Below are 11,246 nucleotides of genomic sequence, written 5' to 3' on the forward strand. Positions count from 1 at the left end.
CCTCTGCGTAATAAGATTCTTCACCATTCCGCTTGTGCCCAGACACGTCCGGAGTCATCAACCAGCTCGAGTGCTCTCAACGGTTCGTCGGAGTCTTCGAGCACCCAGATATTCGCCTGATCGTCGTATATCGTCCATTCGGCAAGGACCTCTGTGCTGTGATCTTCGAATACTCCGCGACAGGTGTAGGTGGCTCCGGCTGAAGCCTCTTCCACGGTGAGGACCAGCACGGGACCTTCGGCGTCGTATCCGGTGGCGGCCCAGCCGACGGCTTCGCCGTCAGCGGTGACCAGCTCCGCAGAATATTCACCCGAGGCGGCTGAAGGTTCAGTTTCATCGGAGAAGCTCCGCTCATGGCTGTATACGCCGGCCCCGCCTATTACGATGCCTAGTGCGCAGGCGGCTGCGGCAGTCAGCATGGTGCGGGAACGATGACGCCCCGGCCGGGTCCAGGCTGCTGCGGAGGAAGTCTCCGAGGGATGCAGACGCGCAAGCACCCTGGAGTCGAAACCTACGGGGACCGTTGCTTCCGGAGCGGCAGGAAGGACGCTCTCAAGGGCGCTGTGCAGCTCGTCATATGTTGTCCGGCATGGCCCGCATTCACTGAGGTGGCGGGCAACCTGGCCATTGGCATCGGCCGGGGCATGCCCGAGGACGACATCCAGGAGCAGATCGTTGCTGGGGTGCTGGGTCTCAGTCATGTGCTGTCTCCAAATGCTGCCGTATGCGGCGCAGTCCATCCCGGATTCGAGTCTTCGCAGTACCCAGAGGGATTTCCTCACGGCGGCTGATCTCAGCTGCGGTGCACCCGCCCAGTGTGGCAAGGACCACCGCGCGCGCCTGTTCACGAGAAATTCTCTGCAGGTACCGCAGGGCTGACTGGACTTCAACCCGTTGAACGGCAAGATTCTCCGTGCTTGGGGCGGCATCAAGGGTTGCGTGAAGCAAATGGTCCAGGACCTCGTCCTCTGCAGGGATGCTGCGCCGGGCTCTCATCACATCGATGGCGGCATTGCGGGTGATCGTCAGCAGCCAGGTGAGCACCGTGCCGCGCCGGGGGTCATAGCTCTGTGCTGCTCGCCAGGCACGGACGAACACCTCCTGGCTGATGTCCTCAGCGATCGCGCGGTCACGGATGATGGACAGGGAAAGACCGTAGACCTGCCCCTGGAACCGCCGCACGAACGCCGCAGACACGGATTCATCACCCAAAGCGAACGCGGCTAAGAGAGCGGCATCATCTGCTGCACCAGCCCTTGAGAAAGCCATCACAATCTACATTACGGGCGAAAAACCGAAACGGATTGCACGTGCTTGAGCAGGCCGGCTTCAATACAGCCGCTCAGAAGCCGGTGAAGGCTAGGAGGCCGGCTACCACCAGCATGGTCACCCCGACGGTGGCGTCGATGATCTGCCAGGTGCGCGGCTTGTTCAGCACCTTAGCCAGTATTGCTGAACCGCCGGCCAGGGCGTTGAGCCAGATGGCCGAAGCCAGGATGGCTCCGGCGGCGAACCACCATTTCTCCGACCCGAAAGCATTGGCCATGGTGCCCAGCACCACCAGCGAATCGACCCAGGCATGCGGGTTGAGGATACTGAGCATCAGCCCGGTGCCGGCCACAGTGGAGATCTTGGAGACATTGGTGACCTTGACCTGCTGCCGGGTCTTCACCGCAGCAGTCTCCTGCTCCGCGGTCACCACGGGCAGTTCGGAGGTCATTGCCACGTGCAGGGTCTCGGAGGTCTTCGATTCGGGGAGCACCTCACCGCCGCCGCCGGGGAAGTGCGGTCCCGCGACGTCGTCGTTGTCCCCATCTGCGAGCACCGCGGTGTTCTGCGGGCGTAGGGCAGAACGGAAAGACTTCACGGCGAACCAGGTCAGGTAGACCACACCGAGCCAACGGATCACATCCAGCAGCCAGGGAGCGTAGTCCAGGATGGCTCCCACTCCGGCCACCCCTGCGGTGATCAGCACAATGTCACCGATCAGGCAGCAGAAGGCGGCTACTGCCACCCGGTCACGTCGCAGCCCCTGGCGCAGCAGGAAGGCACTCTGCGGGCCGATGGCTACGATCAGCGCCATGGTGGTCAGCAGTCCGGTAAGCAGCACAGAGAACATGTACTCAATTGTGTGGTGGAGACAGGCATCCGCACCAGCTCATCATTCTTCACTGAATGAAGATATGCTTCAGATAGAGAGCACGACGACGCCCACTCCAGTGGGACAGGACAGGGAGGAAATGTTGCCAGATGAACACGGATCATCTCAGGGCGTTCGTACTGGCGGTGGATGAGGGCACCTTTGAGGCAGCCGCCGCCCTGCTGCGGATCTCCGGCTCTGCATTCTCGCAACGGATCAAAGCATTGGAGAAAGAAGTGGGGCAGGTGCTGCTGACTCGCACCATCCCGGTGCAGCCCACCGAATCCGGAGAGCAGCTGCTGCGGATCGCCCGGCAGACGGTGCTGCTGGAGGATGAGGCCCGGCGCAGCCTGGGCTTCCGCGGCTCCTCAGTGAATTTCCGGCCCACGATCACCCTGGTGGTGGCGATCAACGCCGATTCGCTGGCCAGCTGGTTCATCCGAGTGCTGCAGGAGGCCGCCACCTGGGACGATGTGGAGATTCGCGTCCATGCCGAGGACCAGCAGCACACTGACGAACTGCTGCGCAACGGCACAGTGGCCGCCGCGGTGACCGAGAACCCAGCTCCGGTCACCGGCTGCCGGTCCGAACCTCTGGGAGTGATCCGGTACTGGCCGGTGGCGAGCTCCGAGCTGTTGGACCGCCACCGGGATGACAACGGGGCGGTGGTCTGGCAGCAGGTGCCCCAGATCGACTACAGCATCCGTGACTCCACCCAGCGCACGGCTCTCTCCCGGCTTGGCGTGTCCACCCCCACGGTCACCCATCTGCTGCCCTCGGTGCAGGCTTACAACGCTGCGGTCGGCTACGGGGTGGGCTGGGGCATGATCCCAGAGCAGATGCTCCCATCAGGTGTGCTCAGCGGGGAGCACCCGGACTTGGTGGTGATCCCCGAGATCGGAGCGGAGGACATCCAGCTGCACTGGCAGCATTGGTCCACCACCACAGGCGCGCTGGACCGGCTCACCGCCGCCGTGCACCGCGCCGCGGCCCGCGAACTGTCCCCTCTCACTCCCTAGAACCACACGGCTATCCGGCCTCCAGCTGCTTGACCCGTTCCACCAGGGCGGCGATATTGCGGATGAACACCACCAGCCAGGCGAACAGGATGGCCGCACCGATCAGCTCCAGCGAGGTGAGGTTCCAGTAGCCGATCGGCCGCCAGAGCAGAAAGCTGAACACTAAGCCGCAGGCGGCCACAAAGCTCAGTAGGTAGAACGAACGCGGGAACCCGGGCAACAGATAGGGCACAGCCAGCAGGATAAACAGGAAGCTGAGCCCGAACATTGCAGTGACCAGGGTGTGCAGATCGTGGTGCAAGCTGATCGGGATCAGTCCTACTGCTGCCAGAGAGAGTCCCATGACGATCATCGCCACTCGCACCACCATGATCCGCGGGGTGCGGAAGTGCCCGGAGAACGCATTGGCCATCCGGATCCGTAACGGGACCCGGCCGCTGGACTTGCGCCGCGTCTCGGCACGTTCGGCCAGTCGCTGAGCCACCCGGTGGCGTTCGAACTCACCCCAGATCTCCAGGTCTCGGGCGATGAACGCGGTGAGTGTGGTGATGATGACCCCAGAGACCACCAGGGTGGTGTTGAAGGTCCAGAAGCTGGTCAGCCCAGCCTGGCCGGTGCCCAGCTCGGAGAACATCACATGCCACCAGAAAGGGTTCTCGGCGAAGATCATCGAGACCAGCACACCTGAGGCCATAAAGATCGCCAGCAGGGTGGAGAGGCTGAAGGCGGTGATCCTGGCCCCGGAGTTGAAGCTGAAATAGGCCGCTACTCCACCCACAATGGCCACCAGCACCGAGCTTGCCACATGGTCCACGGTCAGCCCGATGAACGCCTCCTGGAAGACCCGGAAGATGCCCAAAGTGCCCATCACCGCGATGGAGGAGTGCACCACCAGCAGGGCCAGGGTATCGATGAGCTGGCGCAGCCTTGGTCGCTGTCCCAGCCAGATGTTCGCCATCCGGGCGTTGAGCGAATAGCCCAACAGGAATGCCACCCCGGCGGTGATCCCCCCGATGATGGACCCATAGAACTGAATGGAGTCATCCCCTGCCAATGAGGGGCGCTGCTGGTAGAACACCACTAGGCCGATGACCAGCCCCAGCAGTCCCCCGCCCAGGGCGGACCAGATGGCCCGGGACTCCACCATTACCTGCAGGCGGGCCTGGCTCTGCACCTGCTGCTGTGTGGTGCTGCTCGGGTGGGCGGCCTCCTCCTGGGCCACGGTGGCGGCAAGCCTCCGTGCGCGGCCTGGTCTCCGGATGCTGCTCACACTCCAGACTTATCAGATGGACAGCTGAGTTTTAAGCCCATCCTTCAGCTGCTGGGTCACATCTGAGCTGACCCGCATGAGGGCCGTTTACCCTGCTCAGACCGCTTCTGTCCAGGTCAGCGCTGTTTAGGGCTACACTGGGATTGCTGAGCCACCGACACTGTTGTCGAACCAGACGACGGTGTTGAGTGCCGCTCAACGTTGCACCCACTACGCCTTCAGCTGCCGTTCCAGCATGAAGGCACGCACCATATCTGGCAGGAGAAACTGCATGTTCAACGCTGAAGTCAATCGTGCTCTTACAGCGGCCGCTGATCTGATCAACACGGCCGCCGGGCTCAAGAGCGCAAAAACCACCCCAGACACTCTGGACTCGGTGGAGGGGCTGAAGTCCTACCTGGCTGACCGTGAGCCGGAGTTAGAGTGGCCTACCAGCAAGGCTAACCGCAAACAGCTGGAGAAGGTGCGGCAGCTGCGCGAGCAGCTGCACACAGTCTGGAAGTCGGCTCCGATCACCGAGCCGGCCCAGTTGGCCCTGGCCAACTCACTGTTGGAGGGTGTGGGCACCCGGCTGGTGGCTGTGGAGGAGGGGGAGACGGCCTTCCGCGAGCGCCCGATCCCCGTCTCGGACCAGGTCAATGATGTCATGACCGCAACTGTTGCTGCCGCCCTGGCTCATCTGGTGACCCATGAGGAGACCGGCCGGCTGCGAATCTGCCGCGGGGATGACTGCGAGGCCGCAATTGTGGACCTGACCCGGAACCGCTCCAAGCTGTTCTGCGATTTCGGCAACTGTGCCAACCGGGCCCATGTGCGGGCTTACCGAGCCCGCCAGGCTGCCAAGAAGAGCAGCAGGGAAGACTACGACGCCGCCGGCTCACCCGGGAAGTCCGCACGCCGGCTGACCAAGCCCTCAGCTGCGGAGAAGGCTGACCAGCTGAACCGGCCCACCTCCGCCTCGGCGATCGCCGCCAAGGAGTTCCGGGATCGGATGCGCGCTGAGTTGATGGGCAAGCGCCAGAAGAAGAAGTCTAAGGAGAAGAGTTAGCCGGCTCGCTGGCCGTAAGGAGGCTCGTCAGGATCATCCTGGCGGGCCTCCGGCTCTGTGCGTTCCTGCTCGGCCCTTTCGCGGCGGGCCTTCTCGCGGCGCTGGGCAACCTGCTGACGGTAGAGCTCCTCGGAGTTCCGGTTTACGCCTGAGCCCTGAGAGAGCTCTTCAGGGTTATCCCGGGAGGCCAGCTGCAGCATCGAGACGATCAGCAGGCTGGCGATGAACGCGATGCCGAAGGCCAGCAGGGCTAAGTTGATCGGGTTGTTCAACTCAGCGGAATCATGGTCCACCCGGGGATTGTCTGATCCTCCGGAGGAGACAATCAGGGTGACAAACCCGGCCACAAAGGCTAGGGCGAAGGAGAAGATCAGCGGTGCCTTCACCGTCTCCAGCACAGAGCGGCGCTGCTGCGGGTCCTTGGGCACGTGGGTGAGTTTCCTTTGAAAGTTCTGATGTGGCGTCGTCGTTATTCTACGCCCTGTAGAAGTTACTTCGTATCTAGTTGGTCCTGCGGGAGTCATGGGTGAGGCCGGCTGCGCTGATACCCAGCAGCACTGCCATGATGATCACTCCGGTTCCGGAGATGCCCAGTATGCCGTGCGGGTCCAACCCGGCGCCCAGGAACAACCCAATGCCGGTGAGAATGCCCACCACACCGAGAATCACATGGTCTCGAGAGGGCACAAACTCGGTGCGGACCTTCAGTGCCCCGTAGAGCTCACAGGCGCCCATGAGGGCGAACCCGATACCGGCGATGATGGCCAGGACCGCGGTAGAGGTGGCGAAGATCGCAGCGATTCCGGCGAAGACCCAGGTGGCTGAGCCCAGGGCCATAGCCCCGGTCATCGCCGGGGGGACCTCCTCGGTCTTCACATAGTCCCAGACTGCGGTGGCGGCCAGGATGAAGAAGGCTGCCAGGGCTATTCGGGCCACTGTCATGGTGTCGTCGGTCCAGAAGATGGTGAAGGCGGCGAAGACGGCGGTGACACCGGTGCGCACCCAGGCGGGGCGGACCAGGGCTGCGGCGGTCTGAGGTTGAATGCGGGTCACTGGCACAGAGCTGAGTTTATCGGGTTTCGCCCAGCACCATCCACCGCTTGCTGCCGTGGGTGCGCAGACCCAAGGTGAGGGCGCGGGCGGCCATGAACAGTAGGGCGAAGGCCAGCCAGAGCCACAGGATGGATTCGGTGCCGCTGGTTCCGGTGCTGATGATCCAGAGCAGGGCTGGAAGGTAGATGGCCAGGTTGACCACACCGGCCAGGGCCAGATACCGGACGTCGCCGGCTCCCATGAGCACCCCGTCGAGCACGAACACGTATCCGGCCAGGGGCTGGGCTGCGGCCAGGACGAACAGTGCCACAGTGATCATCTGCGCCACCTGCGGGTCCGGGGTGAACAGATGCGGGGCCCAGGGAGCAGCAATCGCGGTGAGGGCGCCGACCACTGCGCCGAAGCCGATCCCCCACCACACCATAGTGCGGGTCATCTGGCGGGCCTGGGCCTCCCGGGAGGCCCCCAGTTCCCGGCCGATCAGGGCCTGGGCTGCGATGGCCAGAGCATCGAGCACAAACGCCAGGGTGGAGAAGAAGGCGAAGGCCACCTGATGCGCAGCCAAGGTCTCGGGTCCCAGATCAGTAGCGACGATGACGGTGGCCACCAGAGCCGCACGCAGTGTGACGGTGCGCAGGAACATCCAGCCGCCCACCCGCGCCGTATTGCGCAGGGCCAGCGGGTCCGGGCCGAGCTGCACTGACGCTCTGCGCATCCGGGGGATCAGGATTGCCAAATAGGTGATGGCCATACCCCACTGCGCCGCTGAGGTGCCGATGGCCGCCCCAGCCACCCCGAGCCCGAATGGATGGACCAGGATGAGGTTGAGCAGCGCATTGCCGCCGAAGCCGACTGCAGCCACTATCAGCGGGGTCTTGGTGTCCTGGAAGCCGCGCAGGGCACCGACGGCGGCAAAGACCAGCAGCATGGCCGGCAGTCCGGGCAGCGACCAGAGCAGATAGTCCAGAGCATGCGGGTGAATCTCCCCGGCGCTGCCGATTGCCTGCAGCATACGTTCTCCGCCGGCCAGCCCGGCCAGGGCCAGTACTATGCCCAGGCCTAGGGCCAGCCAGATGCCGTCACGGCCGGCGGCCAGCGCTTTGGCGATCTTCCCCGCCCCCACATACCGTGCCACTGCCGGGGTGGTGGAGTAGGCCAGGAAGATCATCAGACCCACCACGGTGTGCATCACCGTCACGCCCAGGGCGGCTCCGGCCAGCTCGGAGGTGCCCAGCCAGCCGATGATGGCGGTATCAGCCATCAGGAACAGCGGCTCAGCCACCAGGGCGCCCAGGGCGGGCACTGCCAGCGTCAGTATTTGCCGTGGCAGCGGGCGAGGATCCTGGCTGGGAGGCAGCCCGGCGGCTTTCTTCACCCGATCATGCTAGTCAGCCAGAAGAGCCCCTGGTACTGCTGCTCGAAATCTTCAGCCCAAGGCAGTACAAAGTAGCTGACTAACAGGGACATGAAGTTGTTGAAGAAATGCAGCACCCAGGCGTAGAACAGGTTCCGGCCGGTGACGATATAGCCCACAGTGATCAGGATGCCCATGGTGAGGTAGGGCACCACGGCCACCAGAGTGAGGTCATCAGCCAGTCCGAAGAGGGCGGGGATGAAGTGCAGCAGCGGGAAGGCGATCACTGAGACGGCACCGCAGATCCACACATTGATATAGCGGGAGAGCTTGCCGATGAGCAGGTGCCGGAAGAAGTACTCCTCCACATAGGGGCCCAGTACTGCGATGACCGCTACAGCAGCCATGAACGGCACGGCCTGCAGCATGGCGTCGATGGCCACCTGGTTCTCGGAGGTCTGCGGGTCGGCTCCCAGCATCACGACGATCAGCACAAAGTTCAGCAGCAGGGTGGCGAACCAGGCGAAGGGCACCAGCAGCAGTTTGAGCCACCACAGGTAGGCGAAGGCCTTGATGGAGCGCCATAGGGCCGCTGCGGACAGGACCAAGGTGATAGCACCCAGCACCCCGTAGCTAATCGCGTTGATGGCGAACATGCCCTGCTGCTGCTGGACCTCGTTCCCTGTCATAAGGGTGTTGATGGGCGGCAGCAGCACCAGGAAGCTGATCAGCCCGGTGAGGAAGCCCACCACATAGAACAGTGTGGCGCCGAGGTCCCACCAGGTGAACTTTCCCGGGTCAGAGTCCTGCTGCCGCTTGCGCGGACTCCGGCCCCTCCCCGGAGGCGGGCCGGAGTATGCCTGCGTTACTGGCCGCTGCTCTCCGAAGAGGGGGTCACCCGGTTTCCAGCCCGGTGGTGGGCCGCTCAGTGGCGGACGGGCTGGCCTTTCACCGGGGACGGGGCCATAGGGATTCGGCACAGGGGGTGGTTGCTGACTCATTGAGCCCCAGCCTAATGAATCTGCACCTCACCAGGCATCCACCCTGAGGATGAGCCAGGCTGCCAGGGCTCAGCTGAGTCTTACTGGTAGGACTCGGGGCCCTGCTGCTGCTGGCCGGGCTTGCCCTGCGGGCCAGGCTGTCCGGGCTGCTGATTCTGACCCGGTGCCCACTGCTGCGGCTGCTGGGGCTGGTCACCGTCCTGAGCAGACTCGGCAGAAGGTGCCTGCTGGAAGGACTCCGCAGAGGGCGCTGAGGGCGGCTGCTGGTACGACTCAGCCGAAGGCTGCTGATAATAAGACTGCTGCTGCCCCGGTGCACCCGGTTCGGGCGAGGACAGATGAGGTGCCCCTGCTCCGTACTGCGGGGCAGGCGGCGTCGTGCTCTGCTGGTAGCCCTGCGGACCGTACTGGCCATACTGGTAGCCCTGGTACTGAGGCTGCTGGCCGCCGGAGCCGTTCTGTCGGGCTTTCTTGGCCTTCTTGCGGCGGGAAACACCCATGATGATGCCGATGATCAGCAGCACCAGGCCTACGAAGGCCAGGAATCCGCCCACCAGGAAGGCGCCGATGGTGCCCATGATGTTGCCGATGAATCCGCCGACTTCGCCGCCCTCGGCCAGGATCACGGTGATCTCACCGGTGGCCGGCGGAGTCTCGATGGTGTATTCGCCGGACTCCTCAGGGCTGAAGGTCCAGACGGATTCTGCTGTGGTTCCGCCCTGCTCCACCCAGGCGTCCACCTGGGCCCAGTTGGCGATCTCCTGCTCCCCGGAGGGGGCGGTGATGTTGGGGCCGCCCTCAAAGCTTCCCCCACCGCCACTGGGGTAGGCGCCGAAGAAGGTGTAGCTGCTGCTGGAGTCCAGGTCGGCGGTGAAGGATTGCCCGGCCTCGGCGTAGCCGATGGCATCCGGACCGGGATTTCCGCTGCTGTCGAGCACATCGGTGGGCAGTGCTCGCCAGAACAGCAGTCCACCCACAATCAGCAGCACGATGCCAACCACCAGGCTGAGCGCACCGATTACGGTGAGCACGGTGGGGGCTTTGCCCTTCTTGGGCTTAGCCGGTGCTCCCCCGCCCTGACTGCCCTGGGGCTGATAGCTGGGCTGCTGGTAGGGCTGGGCGCCCTGCTGCCCCGGGTAGGGCTGTTGCTGGCCGGGGTATCCGCCCTGCGGCGGGTAGGTCTGCTGGTAGGGCTGGCCGGGGCCCCATCCCTGGCCAGCGGACTCAGCATGCGGTGCGTCCTGCGGGTACTGCCACTGGGGTGCGCCCTGCGGGGAATCGCTCGGGACAGGCTGGTTGGGCGGTGGGTTGTAAGAATTTCCGTTCGGGTCCTGCTGTCCTGGCTGATCGCTCATAGGCACTAAACTACCTGACTACTTGCCGACTGTCTCCATGTCCACCACACCTTCATGAGGCCCGGTGTAGGGCGAGGGGGTCAGCAGGGTGGCGTTGCGCAGGTCCCGGATACGGCGTGCTTTCTCGGCCACTTCGTGGTCCTCTTCGCTGATCGGCTCCCAGCGCACAATTCGCCGGGCGGCCCCGGTGCCGTCGGGGGAGACCATCACCGGCAGCCCGTAGGCCACCACCTCGGGGTGGCGCTCCCAGCGCTCCCCGGCACGCACCCTGACCAGCACGTGCATGGATTTGGAGCCGGTGAGCACCAGCCGAGCGTCTACCTCCACCAGGTCACCGATGGTGATGGGCCGGTAGAACCGCACCCCTCCAGAGAGCACAGTGAGCACGTCATAGCCGCAGTAGCGTTCCGCGCAGATTTCGGCGGCCTGGTCGATCCATTTCATCACCGCGCCACCACGGATTCGGCCATCCGGGTAGCGCTCATCGGTCTGGACCAGGAAACGCAGGGTCAACGCCTCGGATGAGCCGAAGGATTCCGGCAACGACTGGATGGTCTCCTCTACCTGTTTGCGATAGTCCATACGCCGGGCGGCGTCTACATCCCGGCGGGCCTGCAGTTCGGTCTTGGGCTCAAACGGCGGCACTTCCATAGGTTCGCCGTCGGGCCCGATGGCCACATAGATCATGAAGCACTCAGTGCATGTCTGCCAACCCCCGTCCTCCTTCTTGATGAGCACCCGGGTCTGCACGTGGATGCTGGTGCGCCCGGTGTGCACCACTCGGGCCTGCACGGTCACCGGGGTGTCGCGCGGCACCGGCACGGTGAAGTGCATGTTCCCCACATAAGCGGTCACGCACTGTGCCCTACTCCAGCTGGCAGCGCAGGCATAGGCGGTCTTATCGATCCAGTCCACGATGACGCCGGCGGCCACCGTGGTTTCCCGCGAGGTGCCGGTGACCTCGCGGAAGGTCAGTTCAACACTGGAGCGGCGCGGCATGTGCTCA

Annotated in this window: 12 protein-coding genes; 2 read left to right on the forward strand and 10 right to left on the reverse strand. The window is 64.1% G+C overall.

Annotated elements, in window-relative coordinates; all coding sequences use genetic code 11:
* Positions 1-20 precede the first annotated feature (20 nt).
* The 3 genes from F0311_RS08640 to F0311_RS08650 form a co-directional block, all read right to left on the reverse strand.
* Positions 21-701, reverse strand: a complete 681-nt coding sequence (locus F0311_RS08640; RefSeq protein ID WP_150461527.1) for a hypothetical protein — start codon at positions 699-701, stop codon at positions 21-23.
* Positions 694-1,269 (reverse strand): RNA polymerase sigma factor, encoded by a 576-nt coding sequence (locus tag F0311_RS08645; protein ID WP_150461528.1) that lies wholly within the window; start codon positions 1,267-1,269, stop codon positions 694-696. Before F0311_RS08645 ends, F0311_RS08640 begins: the two co-directional genes overlap by 8 nt.
* Before the next feature lie 73 nt (positions 1,270-1,342).
* Positions 1,343-2,119, reverse strand: a complete 777-nt coding sequence (locus F0311_RS08650) for a LysE/ArgO family amino acid transporter (protein WP_150461529.1) — start codon at positions 2,117-2,119, stop codon at positions 1,343-1,345.
* Between the two features lie 131 nt (positions 2,120-2,250).
* Between F0311_RS08650 and F0311_RS08655 the strand changes: the two genes are divergently transcribed.
* Entirely contained in the window at positions 2,251-3,159 is a 909-nt protein-coding gene (locus tag F0311_RS08655) for an ArgP/LysG family DNA-binding transcriptional regulator (protein ID WP_150461530.1), read from the forward strand.
* Positions 3,160-3,169: 10 nt separating this feature from the next.
* Here the strand turns inward: F0311_RS08655 and F0311_RS08660 are convergent, their stop codons facing one another.
* Complete coding sequence (locus F0311_RS08660; protein ID WP_150461531.1) at positions 3,170-4,429, reverse strand: hypothetical protein; 1,260 nt, start codon at positions 4,427-4,429, stop codon at positions 3,170-3,172.
* A 271-nt stretch (positions 4,430-4,700) separates the two neighbouring features.
* Here F0311_RS08660 and F0311_RS08665 point away from each other — a divergent pair, with 271 nt between their 5' ends.
* Positions 4,701-5,477: a CGNR zinc finger domain-containing protein gene (locus F0311_RS08665; protein ID WP_191089831.1), complete on the forward strand. Its 777-nt coding sequence runs from the start codon at positions 4,701-4,703 to the stop codon at positions 5,475-5,477.
* Here F0311_RS08665 and F0311_RS18020 read toward each other — a convergent pair.
* The 6 genes from F0311_RS18020 to F0311_RS08695 form a co-directional block, all read right to left on the reverse strand.
* Positions 5,474-5,905: a hypothetical protein gene (locus F0311_RS18020; protein WP_191089832.1), complete on the reverse strand. Its 432-nt coding sequence runs from the start codon at positions 5,903-5,905 to the stop codon at positions 5,474-5,476. The genes F0311_RS08665 and F0311_RS18020 overlap by 4 nt on opposite strands.
* Before the next feature lie 73 nt (positions 5,906-5,978).
* Positions 5,979-6,536, reverse strand: a complete 558-nt coding sequence (locus F0311_RS08675) for a hypothetical protein (RefSeq protein WP_150461533.1) — start codon at positions 6,534-6,536, stop codon at positions 5,979-5,981.
* Positions 6,537-6,546: 10 nt separating this feature from the next.
* Positions 6,547-7,905: an MATE family efflux transporter gene (locus tag F0311_RS08680; protein WP_150461534.1), complete on the reverse strand. Its 1,359-nt coding sequence runs from the start codon at positions 7,903-7,905 to the stop codon at positions 6,547-6,549.
* Positions 7,902-8,885 (reverse strand): type II CAAX endopeptidase family protein, encoded by a 984-nt coding sequence (locus F0311_RS08685; protein WP_150461535.1) that lies wholly within the window; start codon positions 8,883-8,885, stop codon positions 7,902-7,904. Before F0311_RS08685 ends, F0311_RS08680 begins: the two co-directional genes overlap by 4 nt.
* Before the next feature lie 80 nt (positions 8,886-8,965).
* Positions 8,966-10,240 carry a hypothetical protein gene (locus F0311_RS08690; protein ID WP_150461536.1) on the reverse strand — a complete coding sequence of 425 codons (1,275 nt, stop codon included), beginning with the start codon at positions 10,238-10,240 and terminating at the stop codon, positions 8,966-8,968.
* Between the two features lie 18 nt (positions 10,241-10,258).
* Positions 10,259-11,239: an acyl-CoA thioesterase gene (locus tag F0311_RS08695; RefSeq protein WP_150461537.1), complete on the reverse strand. Its 981-nt coding sequence runs from the start codon at positions 11,237-11,239 to the stop codon at positions 10,259-10,261.
* Positions 11,240-11,246 lie beyond the last annotated feature (7 nt).

It is taken from the genome of Nesterenkonia ebinurensis, assembly GCF_008711175.1.
GTDB classification, from domain to species: Bacteria; Actinomycetota; Actinomycetes; order Actinomycetales; family Micrococcaceae; genus Nesterenkonia; species Nesterenkonia ebinurensis.